This is a genomic window from Pseudomonas sp. SGAir0191 (assembly GCF_002812565.2).
Lineage (GTDB): Bacteria > Pseudomonadota > Gammaproteobacteria > Pseudomonadales > Pseudomonadaceae > Aquipseudomonas > Aquipseudomonas parafulva_B.
On sequence record NZ_CP025035.2, the window covers coordinates 1,391,528 to 1,408,283 of the forward strand.

The following is a 16,756-nucleotide window of genomic DNA, read 5'->3' on the forward strand; positions in this document are numbered from 1 at the left end:
TCCCTATTGCTGGATTTCGTCCAGCATACGTTGCACGCCTTGCTCCCAAAGCGGCATTTTGAGATTGAACGTGTTTTCTAGCTTGTCCACCGCCAGACGGGAGTTGCGTGGGCGTGGAGCAGGTACAGGGTAAGCTTCTGTGCTGATAGGGGCAATTTGATCAGCGGTCACCTTCAACGTAATGCCACTGCGTTGAGCGTGCGCCAGTACAAACCGGGCAAACCCATACCAACTGGTTTCGCCTGAAGCAGCTAAGTGATAAATACCTTGCAACTGGCTATCGTCCCGCTCAGCAGCGATTCGACGCATTATAAGTGCGGTGACATCAGCGATTAGTTCCGCACCTGTAGGAGCTCCAAACTGATCGGCGACTACGCTCAACGTATTACGCTCTGCAGCCAAACGCAGCATGGTCTTGGCAAAGTTATGACCGCGCGCAGCATACACCCAGCTAGTGCGAAGCACGATGGCCATTGCGCCACTAGAGAGAATGCCCTGCTCACCTTCCAGCTTCGTGCGGCCATAAACCGAGAGTGGACCGGTAGGGGCTGCTTCCTGCCAGCGGTGCTCACCACTGCCGTCAAATACGTAATCAGTGGAGTAGTGAATCAGCCAAGCACCTATTGCTTTGGCCTCCTGCGCCAGTAAGGAAGGCGCTTCGGCATTGACTAGCGCGGCCGATATTTGGTCGCTCTCGGCTTTGTCCACTGCGGTGTAGGCAGCAGCGTTGACGATCACATTGGGCTTGATGTGGCGGACTGTGGCGGCCAAGCCATCCAGATTGGACAAATCCCCACACAAGCCACTGGCTCCGTGACGATCAAGAGCAATGACCTCGCCAAGCGGCGCCAATGCTCGCTGTAGCTCCCAACCGACTTGTCCGTTTTTACCCAGCAGCAGGATTTTCACCTCTTCTCTGCCCCATATTGCTCGGCAACCCATTCGCGGTAGCTGCCGTCCATGACACCCTTGACCCACTCCTGGTTGGCCAAGTACCAAGCGACAGTCTTGCGGATACCGGTCTCGAACGTTTCTGCAGGTTTCCAGCCGAGTTCACGCTCGATCTTGCGCGCGTCAATGGCGTAGCGACGGTCGTGGCCTGGACGGTCGGCCACGTAGGCAATTAGTTCTTCATACTGCTCGACAGGCTTGCCAGTCTTCTGGTTGATGACATGGAGCGATGCTGCAGGCGCCATCTCGTTGAGCAGGGCACAAACCGTCCTCACTATGTCGATGTTTGCCTTCTCGTTCCAGCCGCCAATGTTGTATGTCTCGCCAGTAGCACCAGCTTCTAGCACGCGCCGAATGCCTGAGCAGTGGTCTTCAACGTACAACCAATCGCGGATTTGCTGACCATCGCCGTAAACTGGCAGCGCTTTGCCAGCCAGTGCGTTGACAATCATCAACGGGATCAGCTTTTCAGGGAAATGGAAGGGTCCGTAATTGTTGGAGCAGTTGGTGGTGAGAACTGGCATGCCGTAAGTGTGGAAGTACGAGCGTACCAAGTGGTCACTGGCTGCCTTACTGGCCGAGTAAGGACTATTAGGTGCGTAGGGCGTGGTTTCTGTGAAGGCTGGGTCGGTAGGCGCCAACGTCCCGTAGACCTCGTCAGTGGAGACATGTAGGAAACGGAAAGCTTCTTTCTCTGCGCCCTTCAGATCATTCCAGTGTGCTCTGGCCGCCTCCAGTAAATGAAAGGTCCCCATCACGTTGGTCTGGACGAATGCTTCGGGGCCGCTAATGGACCGATCCACATGAGATTCAGCCGCAAAGTGAACCACGGCGCGTGGCCGATGCTCTGCAAACAGCTCGGCCAACAGGGCGGCGTCGCAGATGTTGCCATTGACGAAGCGATGCTGCGCATTGCCGTCCAGCGTTTGCAGATTCGCCAGATTGCCCGCATAGGTTAGGGCATCGAGGTTGAGGACAGGTTCAGCGTGCTGAGCGCACCACTGCAGAACGAAATTTGAGCCGATGAAACCGGCTCCGCCTGTTACAAAGATCATAATTGGGCTCTAATTGGACAAAAGGTGTTGTCGTAGACACATGACGCTGAGAAACTTTGCCTAGCGACGCTCGGCGAAATCCTAGCTCTGGATTAGACCACCGTGATGTCGAAAAATACACTACTGGGTGCGCCCAGTTTCTCAAAGGGTCAGGATTATCGTTTGACAAAGAATCCTCGCGAGCTCTCGAAGACTGCCCCTAGAGAACGAGCCCCGTGGGTTGATCGCAGCGTCTCGCGGTCGGCTCGCAACCTACACGGCCCTTGAAAATGAGTGGAAGATGGGCGGCGCTAGGGCTTGCAGTTAAGGCTTCGGAGGGCCAGGGGTAGCTACCCTTGCCAATCAAGCTGTTTCATGGCTCGAGTTCGACTAGGATGGGGCAAGATTTCTGTTGATGAACCTCAAAGGCTTACGTGTGAGCGTGGCTCTACGCCACGTGAGGCTCAAGCCGAAAAGTTCAATTTTTTTACTGAGCGTTTGAGATAGTCCACTCGAATTCATCGGTACCGGTAATTATTCATAGGAAAGTGAGAAATGTCTGTTAAGGAAAGCGTGCCAAGCACAAAGGTGCATCAAGACGCACGCGTTGAGGAAAGCTCGGTCTCTGCCCCCCAAAAAAGAACTGGCTCTAAGCGTTTTGTACTAGATGTAGCTTACTACCGCCGTCGATACAACGATTTGTCCTCCCTAACGGATGAAGCGCTGGAACACCACTGGCACGCTTTCGGTTACCAAGAGGGTCGCTTTGCGTCCGCCTCCCATGAAGCCGGCGATGCCGAGCTTATCGCTGAAGCAGTCAATGATTCAGATGATGGCGGTCTGATGGCCAAATCTGCCGCGCCCTTGGTTGACCTAGATTTTTACCTGACTTTTTATCCAGACCTCAAAACCGGCGGAGTGACCGATCAAGGCATTGCTGAGCTACATTTCCAGCGTTTTGGTAAAGCGGAAGGTCGTGTGTCGACTCTCGGTGCCTGGGCCGCGAGGCATGACTTCCCCTTGCAACTGATCCCAAGTGATTTCTGCCTTTCAGCAGTCATGGAGCGTTGTGCACGACGTGGGCTTGAGCTTGAACCACAGCGCATCATGAATATATTGCTTGGACAGGAGGTCATCCCCGTAGATTTGGAGGACACGCCACGAAAGAATCAAGCCATTTATTCCAAGCTGGGTGAGCATTTTCTGTCACAAAATAAGATCCAGGAAGGCAGGATTCTGTTTGAGGCCGCTTTAAGCTTCGGCCCAGATGGAGCTGCATTTAACTCGTTAGGCAATAGTTACCTAGCTGATGGCCATTTTAGCATTGCCCTCCAGTATTTCGACGCCGCTGCACAGCTTTCGAATCCGCCTGTATGGACGGCCTTCAATCGAGCCAACTGCCTGTCTAAGCTGCATCGGTTAGATGAAGCAATCAGTATATTGTCTGAAGGTATATCTACTAATCCTAATCATCGACCTCAATTAGATGAGCTTGAGCGACTCGCAGAACAAAAATGGCGAGATGTCCATGCCACGCTCATGACCCGAGTCGATATGCTGGACCGGAACTATTTGATCGATACTGCCTTCACGTACGCGGCCCAGCTTTATAAGGCTTACCTTCCTGCGTACGGCGGATGTGCGACGAGTGTTAAAGGTGCTCTCCCTCCGCTACCACCGTTGGGTGATCTAAACACTGACCGAATACTGATTGTCGGTGATTTCCACATCGCTCAATGTGTTCGCTATCGCATCAACCAAAAAATTGAGCAACTCGAGGCAGTCGGCAAACAGGTAACGGCTATCAGCTGGACTGACCTTGATAAAAACAATAATGCATTGGCACTGCACGATGTTGTCATCTTCTATCGCGTGCCAGCAGTCGTTCAGGTGGTAAAGGCGATCGCTCAAGTGAACGCCACGGGCAAGCTAAGTTTGTATGAAATCGATGATCTCTTGTTCGCACCTGAGTACCCTCCGTCCATCGACAGCTATGGTGGCTATGTTTCCCTCGCAACCCACCGTGAGCTGACTCGCGGAATGGCGCTCTTCAACGCTGCTGCTCGACTTTGTCGACAAGGCCTGGCATCCACAGAGCCACTACGGGCAGAGTTGGCTAAACTGGTGCAGGAGAATATTTGTTGGTTACACCGGAACGGGCTGGATAAGCTTAACAGGATTCGCACGACTGATAAGTCACACAAGAGAACTATCGATATCTTCTATGGTAGCGGGACACAAGCTCATAACACTGATTTTATCGATCAGGCACTGCCGGCTATCCAGCGTGTACTCAGCGGCACGCCCCACGTACGTTTAGTCGTGGTGGGCTACTTGAAGCTTCCATTAGCATTTACAGAGCGTTTTGGACATCAATTGGTACAATTGCCAGCGATGGAAAGTGTGCAGGGTTACTGGTCGCTTCTTGAGCAGGCTGATATAAACATCGCTGTATTACACGATGATAAAGTGAATGCTTGTAAAAGTGAGCTCAAATGGTTCGAAGCTGGATGCTTTGCGATTCCATCGGTTTTAAGCAGCACCGCTAATTATCGGGATGTAGTTAAAGATGGAAGTGATGGGTTCTTAGCAGCGACTGAAGATGAATGGTATTCAGCATTGAAGCGGCTAGTTGATAGCCAAACTCTCCGAGAACAAGTAGGTGTGGCAGCTCAGAAGCGGGCGACAACTGATTATAGTATCGGGTTCTTGGGTCAGAGTCTGGCAAAAACGCTGGAAAATTTAGTGCCTACCCTTGAGAAGGCTAAGCCGAGGAAAAAGATCGCGTTGGTGAACGTTTTTTTCCCGCCTCAAGCTATTGGCGGTGCGACGCGAGTCGTGGCAGATAATTTCTCCGAATTCAGGAAATCCTATTCTGATGATATCGATATCTGTGTTTTCACTGCAGACGTTGAATGCAGAGACCCGCATCAGTTGACTGTTTATGCATATGATGGCTCTCGCGTATATCGTGCAAGTACCCTATGGCGTGAACATATGGATTGGCACCCTAAAGATCCGGAAATGTATCGCCTGTTTCAAGAGTTCTTGGAGCTTGAAAATCCAGATTTGATTCATTTCCATTGTGTCCAGCGTTTGACGTCATCTGTAGTTGAAGCGGCTAAAGATTCAAAAATTCCATATCTGGTAACGATTCATGACGCTTGGTGGATCTCGGACTTTCAGTTTTTAGTCGACCACAATTCAAAAGTTTATCCAATGGGGCACCCCGATCCATATCAAATCATTGAAATGCCAACGAATATAAAGCTGTCAGATTCGATAGCACGTCGCCGTGACTTGAAGGATCTTTTGCATGGTGCAACTAGAGTGCTCACCGTATCGCATGCCTTCGCTGACATATACCGGCAGAACGGCATAAATCAAATTGAAGTAGTAGCAAATGGCGTGTCAAGTGATGTGTGCTGGGCACCAAAAGATACGTTAGGTAACGACCGAATAGTATGTGCGCATATCGGCGGTATGTCGGAGCATAAAGGTTATTATCTGCTCAAAGAGGCGATTATCCAAACGCAACCGGTAAATATTGAGTTGTTGATTGTGGACCATTCCAAGGATGACGGCTACGAATATCAATCTTACTGGGGGAAAGTTCCAATAACGTTCATTGGCCGCGTCAGCCAAAAAGGCATTGTGGACCTATACAGAAAAATCGATGTTCTCTTTGCACCATCAATGTGGCCAGAAAGCTTCGGTCTCGTCACGCGTGAAGCAGTAGCCTGCGGATGCTGGGTGGTTGCTAGTAATATGGGCGGCATAGGAGAGGACGTTGTCGAAGGCCAGAATGGCTACGTAATCGAGCCCACACAAGAAATGCTAATGACTACAATTGAAAAAATTAACGGTTCGGTTTCGAAGCATAAGTCCCCGTCCAATACCGGAGTCCAAAGGAACTCAGCCGTCCAGGCCGAAGAGCTTAAACTGATCTATCAGACCTTGTCAGGAGGGCAGACCGACTCGAAGGCGCAGATGGTATGACCTACCTAATTTACGGTGTAATAAAGGAGATGGCTGCTGCTATGATGCAGCCATTTACTTTTCGAAAAGCTGAACTTCAGGTTTACAAGGTGAGCTGATGTTGATAATAACATTTGAGTATGGTGCTTTTGAAGTCGCATTGAGAGTCGGAGCTACAGAAAACGCTTCGGTTAGTTTTGATGGCGGCATAAATTGGCATAGACCAGCCGCTGTATCTGAGCAAACGTGTATTTTTCCAATGCCGGCCGATTTTTCACTCGTTGCCGATAGTGTGTTGGTGCGCGGTCCTGATAATGAGATTTCAACAGTAGCCCCTCCGTTGGAATTCGATGTTCAACGCTCGCATGATATACACTACCTTAATAAGATGGTTTTCAATTTTCGCAGCCGCATTTCTGACAAAACTATTTTCTATCACTATCTTCGTTCACTTTTGCTTTCAATGGATAGAAGCAGCAAGTTCTATTTAGGGGTGCTCTCCGTGTTGGCATTCCGAGTAGGCGAGGATCCTGTAGGGCGGGCCGATGTTGGGCGTGAGATAGTTCATATCCGTAAGGGTTTGATAACTGAAAAACCCATCGGCCCTCTAGACCCAGTAACATTGCGCTGGTGGATATCTTCAGGGACTAATATTATTCCATTGGCTGAATTTTATCAGCTGCGTGAAAGTGCCTTTGATATTGCCAAGGATATCTATGAAATGCGCGATGAAAGCGCGAGAGCGCGTATAGTCTACTGGAATACCGCATCGTCAATGCTTTTATACGGATTCTATCTATATGATAAGGGGTTGCTGATCAACGCATCTGAAGTTTTTTTGAGTACATTTATTTTATGTCAGCGTGGACTTTCAGAGATATTTGTTTCGAGCAATAAAAGCATCTTAAGCCAGTATCCAGACTGTACGGCTTTAATAGAAATTGGTCGTAATGCGTTTGCCGCGCATTCCGTACTGTCCGGTAGCCAGTTTCCGCCCGGGAGCACCGCAGAGTACCCTGTAGATTTGGAAAATTACTACATCGATTTCATTGGTGCAGTGCGTCGTCATGATAAGTCATTCCCTCCTAAATTAGGTTATTTTATTGAGCTGAAGGATCGATTAAATAAAGCCAAAGCTGCGCTTTTTAAAAATTAAGTTAATTATAGCAGGCAAGATGACATTGTGAACTATAGTAGCGATGCACAGGGAGCTGCATCGCTACGGTTGAAAATTTCAATGTTCATAGGCAATTACGATTTTGTATAAATTATGTGTTATTTTAACATGTGATTGCGATTCATGAATGTTAAAGAGTCTTTAGGAGCTTAAGTTATGATTATTGGGCCTTCTCACGTGGTCCGTTGGGAAAAGCTAAAAAATTTTTTTGGGATTACTGATGAGTTTTATGGCCATGGGAGCTTGCCAATTTGGCATGAAAAGGTTGAGCAGTTTTCGAAGGTTGCTTATCCTTTTATTATGGTGGGCGATTTCAGGTTTGGAAATGCATATCTTATAACTAACAATCCCAAGGATAAATGCTCAATTAAAAAAGAGTTTTTCAATCTAGAAACTGATAAGCGTGCATATGATGTAGCTCTAAAGGCATTGGGTGGTCTTAATAGATACGATATTCGTTTGGTTTTCTGGTGCTTATTTGTTAGGGAGTACAGGAATAGGAGCATTGGAAAGTACACTGTGAATGGAAAGTATGAGCATCCAGTTTGGAACTTGTGTTTTGTTGAAAATAAATTTAAGAATGCTATTAAGCTTTCACCGCTATTCAACCAGGATCTAGATTTCTTGATAGTAGATGGAAGCTCTCATCCATCAACTTACGGATATCACTTTTTGAATATGCTTCATCGTGGTAAAACTCCTGTGGCCGCACTTTATGAAACCCAGGTGGTGAAAAAATCTTTTTCCAGTGTTTTTAAGGCTTTTAGTGCTGATAAGTTTATAGTTTCCGGAACAAATAATTCTTTCAGACTTTTGAAAAATTATATAAGCTGGGGGGTGTTAGATGCTAGTCCGATGAGCGGAATGGAGTTGAGGCACGCAGAGGAAGCCATATTTTCTTCGCATAAATATAACGACAGTTTACTTTATTTTGCTGGTGAAGAAAATGCCAAGCTAAACAGCGATCAGTTATCGCACTTTGATAACTCTCCATATAAAAGAAAGATGCTAGTTGTAAAAAAAACTGACAAAACCTTCTTTTATGAGTCGTTCTCCAAATGTAAGCCTGCGCTCAAATATGTTCTCTGTCATGATGCTGAAGATCAAGAGGTGGCAGGAGATTCATATAATTTGATTGGTCTTTCGCAGGTTTTATATGTGGCTCTATCATTGATGTTTAAAGACGGTTCTATGGCTGATAACCCTTATGCGGTGATGAAAAGGCTAGTTTCCGATGTCTAATAACGATTTTTTTTGCTGTAATTTATCCGTTGAGCAATGTCTAGATCTCAATAGGTGCTTGGATAATCAAAGCCTTTGAGGCAAGAATCGATTCTGAAATCATGCTCGCGACATAGATTACACCTCGACTAAATCTTTCTTAGAAACGCTTGATTAAAAGAATTAGTCCCTGCCGAAACTCCAACCCAATATCCAATAGCTTCGTCGCGTGGGACGTTCAGTTCTACACATTCAGGGATGGGGCTCAGTGGAAAAACTCAGAGCATATGAGGCTCATATCTGAGTTTCAAATTCCGCTGTGTGAAGCCCCAATCCTTTAGGAATGGGGCGTGAGGCTAATTTGGCAAACCTGATTAATCAAGATTTTCGAAGTTACACCAATAGGCTTAAATTATGACGCCACAAAACTATCAATGGATATGGAAGCAAAATTGGAAAGCGGCTACGTTCATGGTAAGGAACATTAGGTCTTGAATTTGTTAAGACAAGAAATACTATTCAGCGATTCAATTTCATTCTCTAAGCACCACTGTTGCCAGTTTGGTATTTCGGTCCAATCACTCATGAATAAGAAATCGACCTGGGCTTCCAAAGATACCTTGTAATCATATCTGCTATCGCCAAAAAAAATTGCAGGACGAACTATATTTCCTCTTTCCAGTTCACGTCTAACGATGTCTTCTTTGATGTCAGGACTGCCAAATATGCCTCCATCAAATAGATCAAGTAGGCCACGCTGTGAAAATATCTGACGAAGCTCTGCTTGATCGCCGCCAGAAACGATGAGCCACCGAGCATTCTCAGTCTTTCGACGAAGCTCCCTTAAGCCCCCCACGACCTCACAAGTCATTAAGCCACTTTTAACACTTTCAGCGTAATTGTTTAGGAGCACATCCAATGTGTGGGGCTCGATATGTTCTGAAACAATGTTTTCTAAAAAGTGTGAAAACTTTTTGTAGCGTGATATCCCACCATTGGCAATGTGGTAATTAACAAGGGCTTGGGCTGAGGATTCCCCATATGGGATAGCAGCTCGGTAAAAGGATTCAGTTTTAACTTTGTTAGAATTTAAAAGTACGCCATCACAATCAAATATCAGAGTTTTATAATTTTCTAATCCTATTCCTGGAGTTTTCATAGACTGACAAGGCCTTTTTCTAGCAAGCATTCCGCGATAGTGAAGTCATCTGGCCAATCAATGTCATGGCTGATTAGCTTGTCCAGTGAGTAGAGGTATGGGCGTCGACCGATCCGGTCGTCTAGCTCGCTATAAATTTTTGTGTGGGCTAGGAAAGCGCCACTATTTACTTCATGCACTGGAGTTAACGTTTGAGTCCTTGGCCATTTTTCAACTTGCCTGTCATAGTTCATTGCATCCCCATTCTGCCAAAGAAACCCATGTATCAGGTTTGTAGTCATCAAGGAGTCGTAGCCTTCAAGCACTTTCTCGCTATAAAGCTTAACAATTTCATTATAGTGGAATGCATTAAGAAACGGCGAGGTCACATGCGTCCACAAAATATTACCTTCATCAATCAGTTCGAGAGCGTGAGCAACGAGTTGGTCGGTGCTCGTCTCGCTTGTCGAAAGGTGCTCCTGTCGCTTGTGAAGTTTTATTTTGCAATTCCCAAGCGAAGAGGCATATTCCAGTATGCTTTCATCGTTCGTGCTGAGAACTATGCTGTCTATCGCATCCGCCTCTAACAACTGCTTCAATTTTATTTCAATTAGCCCAAACTGGTAGCCACAAAATGGTCGAATGTTTTTATTAGGTACTCGCTGGCTGCCTTTTCGGCAAGGCAGGAAACATGTTGTTTTCTCGTGTCTCATTTTAGTGGTCCATAAATACTTTGGCTGTCAACGTCATATCGAGTCGGCGTTAGGCATAGCAATGGAGTGCTTGAGGGGCTCTCTTGATATTGCCTCAACAGCTTATTCGTATCAGCGTTTCGTGGATCTTCACCTGTATAACCATCGAAACCTGCCATCAAGATACGCTTAGCTTTACCAGAGCTCGCAGCCGCCATGGCATATGCCATTACTAGAGAGGTAGGTATAGTGCAGTAGGTACTATCAAACCTGAATACGTCAGGTTGGACATTGAGCCCAAAATCAAGAATATTTTTATGAGCGAGTGCACCCTGTACATCGACAGGAAGCATTGAGTATGGTGTCATCAACGGTTGAGGTAGGCGAAGGTGCGCTTCGCAGTCCGCTAGCAAACGTACGGGATGGCAAGCTACTCTTACATCAATCAGCTCAGCCGCGATTGAACTTTGGGTGTTGAGTGCCATCACGACCGGCTTATGTTCGCGAATGAAATGCTCCAGAGCTCGGCGGTGTGCAGCCACGCCCGGACCAGTACCAAGCAGCAATACATCGCGGCCTGCAAACAGTTCCTCCGGCGCCCATCGGCCGGTGGGCTCACCACGGTAAAAGTGCCGTGCGGCATCAAGTGTGTGTACGCTAAACTTCTTACCTCCTTCGTTTCGGAGGTATTCAATGACTGCAAGTATGTCTTCCTCTCCAAAACGAGAGTCGCCGAGCATTTCCTGAATATATGTAGGATGGATGCCGTATTTACCAGCCAAGTAATAGTAAGGATTAGTACCCCAGCCATACTTAACTTGCATAGGCCTGAAATGCTCGCGTATAAGCGTCATCATGGGTATCAGGTTTGCGGGCTTACCTGTGCGTGCAGCAATCTCTATAGCAAGCTCTTCAGTTCGGGCATTCCCGGGGCCACGCCCCATCCCGGTCACTGTGGAATCAACCCAGGTCACTCCCTCATCAACTGCGCGTAGGGTGTTAGAGAGCGCCAGACCTAGATTGTCATGTGTGTGGATACCGAGTGCACCCTGCCATTCACTTCGCAGCCATCCAATAATCTGAGCTGTTTCATGAGGTGACATACTGCCCATGCTGTCAGCGAAATAAAGGACGTCCAACGGATAGTCATTAGCAAGTTTGGCTAATGCTTTAATCTCATCCTCAGAACAGTTTGCTATCTGCATCAAATTGAAGCCGACACCGTACCCTTGCTCCTTCAGCCAACTCGCTGCAGGAAGCGCCTCGGCAAATTCGTGCACGTGGCAAGCAATGCGAACGAGGTCAACTGGCGATTTGCTTGCGGGGTTAGGGAATAGCGAATTAAGCGCGTTCTGGCCGCCGTTCTTCCCAACAAGTTCGCTGCCGTTTACCATTACACCAATGGTCAGAGATTCAGGTAAGTCCAGCGTGTTAAGAAATTCATCAGTGGTGTAAGCGCAAGCGCCGCTAAAACCCTTGTTTTTTAAAGAGCGTAGGCCTAGCTCGATAATCTCTATTCCAGCCGCTTGCATGGCGGTCATATACTGCGCTATAAGCGCCTCCGAGAAGTTCCAGTTATTGTAATAACCACCATCTCGAAGTGTGCAGTCCAGATGCTTCATGTCGATATATCCCTGTAGTAATCGCTGATATTACTCACGCTTTAGATAGAGGCCGAAGTGATCGGCCGCGCATCTTGGTAATCGGCTGGGGCTTTCCTTGAGGTGCATATTTTTGATTCCGGAGGCAACGACAATCCCCCGTACGGACCGCTTAGATAGTCCAAGCTTAACGCTGGATGATAATAGGGGTCGGTATAAAAATTAGACCAACGTCCTCTAAATAACTGCTGCTCACGCTGAGCACGAGCCATTTTTTCCGGCGACACGTCTTTCCCTCTGCTTGCTGACTCAGCATGAATCAGTAGCGCGCTGGCAGTCCATATATTATGCAGACCGAGTTTTTCGATGCGCAAACAAAAATCCACGTCGTTAAACGCTACCGGAAACGCGCGCTCATCCAAACCACCAAGCGTGTCGAAAACCGTTTTGCGTAGCAGAAGACATGCCGCAGTGACTGCACTTTGCCGTCTTGTAAGCTGATTCATCCCCAAATAGCCCGCATCTCGCTGGTCGAGGGTGTTGCCACTGTGCGCAGCTAGGCCGTTTATGCCAACAACCACACCACCATGCTGCACCATCTTATTTGGCCAGAGCAATTTGGCACCCACCGCCCCAACTCCAGGGCGCAGTGCCTGCGACACCATCTGCTTCAGCCAGCCGCTGTCGATCACTTCAATATCGTTGTTTACTAGCCCAATCAGCTCACCAGTTGCAAGATTTGCTGCGCGGTTATTGATTGTAGAGTAATTGAATGGGTAAGGATGAGGCAGTACCTTCACTCCACGCGCGTTCAGCTCTGAGAGGTATTGAATCGTTTTGGGATCGGTGGACTGGTTATCAACAACGATGATTTCCAGATTGTCATAATCCGTGTCGTTCAATAGCCCTTCAATGCAGGTGTGAAGCAACTTGTACTGATCCCGCGTTGGCACTATGAGGCTCACTCGGGGTAGTTGCGCTGGCAGTGGCCAGTGGGCCCTGAGAAGTGCCGGGTAGTCGGCCACTTGGCTTACAGTTGCCCCAGGGGCCAACTTGCCGCTTAACCATTCAAGTGCGCGTTGGCGCTGCGCAGATGGCTGCGCTCGCTCCGGGCTTTCTGGTGCGGACGCTCCCCGGTGATAAAGTACGCGTGGGAGGTGCGCAACGAGCGCGCCAGACCGCTGGGTGGCCAGAGCAATACCAGCTGTGAGGTCGTGCCAATTTATGACCTTGTTGGCCTCGCGGGCTGTAAGCATCGCCAACGCTTGTTTGACGATGTCTGCGCCAAAGATTGCCCCAGGAGTGAATATATCAGCGCCGATGAACAGATCGATGTCCCATACCGGTTTCAGCCATGGGAGGCTGCGCTCACCCAGCTGGCCGTCGCGGTCGCAGTCCGCAAAGGCCCATGCGCTGCCGTCGTCTAGTAGAGCACTCAGATGCGGCAAGGCTAGCGACGCAAGGCGATCTCCCGCCCACAAGGGTAAGAAACGATCGCAGCCGTCTTCAAACAGTTCGGCCAGAGCGGGCAACAGGTTGCTAGGTGTGGAAATGGCCAATGCCCGCACACTGGTTTGGCAAGCATTTAGGCTGCGAAGGCTAATTTGTTCTAGTGCAACATCGCCATCGCTTAGTAGCAATACTCCCAAATTTCCTTGTAATTGCGGTACCGGCAGAGTATCGAGACGTTGGAACGCCTCGAACCATTGCGCATAGTGATCCCAGCCTACGCTTTTCGGCAGGCGCATGGTTTGCTCCTTGGCAACCTCAGTCAGAAGGGCCAGCGTTGCGGCGTCGTGTGACGGATCCAATTTCTGGAGCAGACCTTCAACGCCCTCCGGCCAGCAGCACAAGCGAATGGGGCTGCCTGCTAGTTGCTGGCCAAGATCATTCACGATCTCCAATACATGCACATTGCCATCGGCCAATTCCCAAGGCAGATCGATGGCGAAGCCATGGTCGCTGGTGGCGCGGTACGCCAAGGCTTGGTTGTGCTCATTACACACAGCTCGACCAACCACGTGATCGCCTTCCCGTACTGTAATCTCCACATGTCGATCAGGTGCTTTCGGATCCCAGCACCAACCACCGACACGCAGGCCGCCTGTATGCCAGACCTGGGACGCAATCGAGGCGCTGTCATCACTGGGATCTGCCGGAAGTGACAATTGCCCTTCCAATTCGAATGACTGGTTGGCGATGTATCCGGTAATCAACCGTGCGTCATCAAGCCAGCGCTGACGCAATTGCACGGCAAAGCCATGGTACTGGTCGCCCGCTGGTGCGTTAGGCTCATATTGGTCGGCGCGCGCTAGCGCAACGCTGACCCCATCAATGAATATCTCGATGACGGGGCGATTTTCCGGCTGCGTGTTGTCCATTGCCCAGCCGTGCAATACATCCCCCTGAAGACCAAGAATGGCACCGCTGAAGGCGGGCAGGGTGACGGGCTGAGCCGTTTTCGGTTGATCCAGAAGGTGTTCGGTCATCGGGCCAGGCTCGGGGTGAAAGGCAAAGAGGTAAGGGCTGCGGCCCCTGTTTCGCTTGCCAGCAAATTGGAAGGGGCGAACAGCGGTAAACCCAGCTGGGCTGCCAAACCAGGGGCCGCCCAGTCGCTGCCAGGGTTTTCAGCCAGGCTGAGCACAGCATCACATCCTGCGGCTTGGGCTCGCTCGACCAGGGTAAAGCCATCCAGGTCGGGTAGAACATGAACGGTTCCAGTGGCCTGGAACAGTTTGAGCAACGGGCCATCGCTTGGCGCAACCAGACGGGTAGACAATTTCGTGCGCTTGATATGCCTTGCAACTTCCAGCCAGCGGTGGGCAATGGTTGCATCGCGCAGGCTGTCACCAATTACGAGCGACTGAGGCGGAGGTGATGGTAGACCGATTGATACCGTGGCGGCTTTGGTTGCCAGCTTAGCATCGGGAAGCACACTGCTGTATCGGAGCCGCAACGCTGTCCACGGCAACTGAACGCTCGCAGCCTTCTGCGCAAAACGCCGCCAGTCGTAATCGCTCCCTTGATCAAGCAGACGATCGTCGTTGCACTGGATACTATACGGAATGTCCAGCATCGCCGGCAGGTCACATAAGCTCAGCGGGCAGTTGGTGAGGTTCTGGAACACGATTGCCTGCAGCGGTAGCCGCCCCAGGCATTCGACCAAGCGGTTGAAATCAGCTGGCAGTTCAAATTCCAGATTCAACGGCAATGGGTGCAGTGGGGCAGTGAGTGATACAAAGGTGCGATGGCTGCTCTGATGATAAGTAAGGCTGAAGTCAGCATCGTCGTTAAAGCCATCGTGGATGTAGAGCGTAGTATCCGTAACCGTTTGCCAACTTGATCGTTGCTCGCTCGTCGGCTTGGTTGCCAGATGCTCAAGCCGCGCCCGTTGTAATGCTTGACGTGCAGGTTTAATAGGGTCGCGTAAACAAAACGCTTTATAGCGGCTGGATGCGTCTGGGTACCGTTTGCGCAATGTCGCGTTGTTGACGGCCACCCTCATCACTTTCTCGGCACCGAACGAAATACCACCCTGGTGCGCCACAAACACGTTAGGCGCTCCCATGTGACGCCAGCCGTGGCTGCGGGCGCGCAGGCACCAGTCGGTTTCTTCGCCGTAGCCTCGAGCCAGGTGCACTTCGTCCAGGTAGCCTATCTGGTCCAATGCAGCCCGTTTGATGTATAGGCAAAAGCCGCAGCCAGTCTCGATTTCAACAGGCGGGCTTGCCACCTGCCGGGCGAGTTCATCCAGTTCAGCCTGGGCCTTGGCGCTGGGCATCTCATGGCAGATCTGGCTGCGGGGGAAGCTCATCAGCTCGCCGTTATTGGTGAACGGCGTTACCGACGCGATGTGTTCGTCGCTATAAGCCACTTCACGCAACCGATCCAGCCAAGCGCCGTGCACGCGGGTGTCAGCGTTGAGCCATACCACGTCTTTGTTCGGGCTAAGTGCCATGGCGCGGTTAATTGTACGGATGAAACCGAGGTTAACCGCGTTGTTGATCAACGTGATCTTGCCCTTGGCAGCAAGCACCTTAAGTGCCTTTACCAGGGCGGGGACGGGCGTCTTGTCTTCGATGACTACCAGACGATGCGGCGTGCGATTCAGCTTGCGGGCGTCTAGTGCGCTATTGATGCACTCCAGGGTTTCCTCAATGCCGTTGTAGACCGGAATAAGTACGTCCACTGGGTTGTTTTCGCCGCCACCTACGCTGGCAGGTGGAATGAAAACCGGCATTGCGTAAACCGGGCTGCCAAGCAGAGGCGTCCCGTTGGCAAACTGAAGGTGCACCGCAGTAGTGGGGTTCGGCACACTCACTCGCAAACCGCCGTGGGTAGCTGGCAGCCCCGCAGCGCTAAGCAGCGGATGGGCGCTGTTGGCCGCTGCATTGATGCGCGCCCCATTGGCTTCGATAACAAGTGCTGCGGGTGCTTGTAGGTTTTGCAAATCAATCGCCCAGCCTTGTATTTCCTTCTGCTCAGGCAGGTAGCGCACGACGCCGATGGTACCTGCAGCGTCGGATTGCGCCGCCAGCAGTTTGAGTACCAACCCAAGCTCTTTCCCAGTCTGGATATCGGGCAGGTGGGCCAGAACCATGCGCCGCAACTCAGCGGGCGTCTCGGAGCGGCTACGGGCCTCCCAAAGGGTCAGCCGCAGGGCAAGGTCGTTGGGTTGAAGTTTCCAGGCATTGGTGAGGTAGCGCGTAGCCATCCCCCATTTGCCTTGCGCTAGTAGGCTGCGCCCTACCAAAGCGTGAACGTCAGCCCGATCGGGCAATGCCTTGGAGGCATTGGCAAAAAATAAAAAAGCTAGCTCAGGCGTTTGCGGTAAGGCCGCAATGCCTTTCCATACGAGTGCTTCGGCCCGGTACTCGGGAATCTGCAACGCACGTTCGAGTGCAGTTGCCGCCGCGTCGTGCTCGTTGGCCTGACGGTGGCGGTGGAAGATGTCCATGAGCGTT

At 50.2% G+C, this 16,756-nt stretch carries 10 protein-coding genes; 3 read left to right on the forward strand and 7 right to left on the reverse strand.

Annotation, left to right across the window (positions count from 1 at the left end; translation table 11 throughout):
• Nucleotides 1-3: 3 nt before the first annotated feature.
• Both rfbD and rfbB read right to left on the reverse strand, forming a co-directional pair.
• The gene (rfbD, locus tag CWR53_RS06325; RefSeq protein WP_100851064.1) at nucleotides 4-909 is read right to left on the reverse strand and encodes a dTDP-4-dehydrorhamnose reductase; all 906 of its coding nucleotides are present in this window, start codon (nucleotides 907-909) and stop codon (nucleotides 4-6) included.
• Nucleotides 906-2,006, reverse strand: coding sequence for a dTDP-glucose 4,6-dehydratase (gene rfbB / locus CWR53_RS06330; RefSeq protein WP_100851065.1), 1,101 nt, complete (start codon nucleotides 2,004-2,006; stop codon nucleotides 906-908). Before rfbB ends, rfbD begins: the two co-directional genes overlap by 4 nt.
• 534 nt (nucleotides 2,007-2,540) lie before the next feature.
• Between rfbB and CWR53_RS06335 the strand changes: the two genes are divergently transcribed.
• The 3 genes from CWR53_RS06335 (at nucleotide 2,541) to CWR53_RS06345 (ending at nucleotide 8,382) form a co-directional block, all read left to right on the forward strand.
• Nucleotides 2,541-5,984 carry a glycosyltransferase gene (locus CWR53_RS06335; protein WP_100851066.1) on the forward strand — a complete coding sequence of 1,148 codons (3,444 nt, stop codon included), beginning with the start codon at nucleotides 2,541-2,543 and terminating at the stop codon, nucleotides 5,982-5,984.
• 97 nt (nucleotides 5,985-6,081) lie between these two features.
• Complete coding sequence (locus CWR53_RS06340; RefSeq protein ID WP_138031809.1) at nucleotides 6,082-7,119, forward strand: hypothetical protein; 1,038 nt, start codon at nucleotides 6,082-6,084, stop codon at nucleotides 7,117-7,119.
• Between the two features lie 177 nt (nucleotides 7,120-7,296).
• Complete coding sequence (locus CWR53_RS06345; protein WP_181405468.1) at nucleotides 7,297-8,382, forward strand: hypothetical protein; 1,086 nt, start codon at nucleotides 7,297-7,299, stop codon at nucleotides 8,380-8,382.
• Nucleotides 8,383-8,845: 463 nt separating this feature from the next.
• Here CWR53_RS06345 and CWR53_RS06350 read toward each other — a convergent pair whose 3' ends face one another.
• From CWR53_RS06350 to CWR53_RS06370, 5 genes are read right to left on the reverse strand one after another with little or no spacing between them, the layout of a single operon-like run.
• Complete coding sequence (locus CWR53_RS06350; protein ID WP_100851067.1) at nucleotides 8,846-9,520, reverse strand: HAD family hydrolase; 675 nt, start codon at nucleotides 9,518-9,520, stop codon at nucleotides 8,846-8,848.
• Nucleotides 9,517-10,212, reverse strand: coding sequence for a cytidylyltransferase domain-containing protein (locus CWR53_RS06355; protein WP_100851068.1), 696 nt, complete (start codon nucleotides 10,210-10,212; stop codon nucleotides 9,517-9,519). Before CWR53_RS06355 ends, CWR53_RS06350 begins: the two co-directional genes overlap by 4 nt.
• Nucleotides 10,209-11,813 carry an aldolase catalytic domain-containing protein gene (locus tag CWR53_RS06360; protein WP_100851069.1) on the reverse strand — a complete coding sequence of 535 codons (1,605 nt, stop codon included), beginning with the start codon at nucleotides 11,811-11,813 and terminating at the stop codon, nucleotides 10,209-10,211. The genes CWR53_RS06355 and CWR53_RS06360 overlap by 4 nt, the downstream gene beginning before the upstream one ends.
• A 41-nt stretch (nucleotides 11,814-11,854) precedes the next feature.
• Nucleotides 11,855-14,281: a glycosyltransferase gene (locus CWR53_RS06365; RefSeq protein ID WP_100851070.1), complete on the reverse strand. Its 2,427-nt coding sequence runs from the start codon at nucleotides 14,279-14,281 to the stop codon at nucleotides 11,855-11,857.
• Complete coding sequence (locus CWR53_RS06370; protein WP_100851071.1) at nucleotides 14,278-16,749, reverse strand: glycosyltransferase family 2 protein; 2,472 nt, start codon at nucleotides 16,747-16,749, stop codon at nucleotides 14,278-14,280. Before CWR53_RS06370 ends, CWR53_RS06365 begins: the two co-directional genes overlap by 4 nt.
• Between the last annotated feature and the right edge of the window lie 7 nt (nucleotides 16,750-16,756).

Bases quoted from the DNA above. Each gene is read 5' to 3' on its own strand.
- rfbB (WP_100851065.1), bottom strand. From the start codon at position 2,006: ATGATCTTTGTAACAGGCGGAGCCGGTTTCATCGGCTCAAATTTCGTT.
- CWR53_RS06335 (WP_100851066.1), top strand. From the start codon at position 2,541: ATGTCTGTTAAGGAAAGCGTGCCAAGCACAAAGGTGCATCAAGACGCA.
- CWR53_RS06340 (WP_138031809.1), top strand. From the start codon at position 6,082: ATGTTGATAATAACATTTGAGTATGGTGCTTTTGAAGTCGCATTGAGA.
- CWR53_RS06345 (WP_181405468.1), top strand. From the start codon at position 7,297: ATGATTATTGGGCCTTCTCACGTGGTCCGTTGGGAAAAGCTAAAAAAT.
- CWR53_RS06350 (WP_100851067.1), bottom strand. From the start codon at position 9,520: ATGAAAACTCCAGGAATAGGATTAGAAAATTATAAAACTCTGATATTT.
- CWR53_RS06355 (WP_100851068.1), bottom strand. From the start codon at position 10,212: ATGAGACACGAGAAAACAACATGTTTCCTGCCTTGCCGAAAAGGCAGC.
- CWR53_RS06360 (WP_100851069.1), bottom strand. From the start codon at position 11,813: ATGAAGCATCTGGACTGCACACTTCGAGATGGTGGTTATTACAATAAC.
- CWR53_RS06365 (WP_100851070.1), bottom strand. From the start codon at position 14,281: ATGACCGAACACCTTCTGGATCAACCGAAAACGGCTCAGCCCGTCACC.
- CWR53_RS06370 (WP_100851071.1), bottom strand. From the start codon at position 16,749: ATGGACATCTTCCACCGCCACCGTCAGGCCAACGAGCACGACGCGGCG.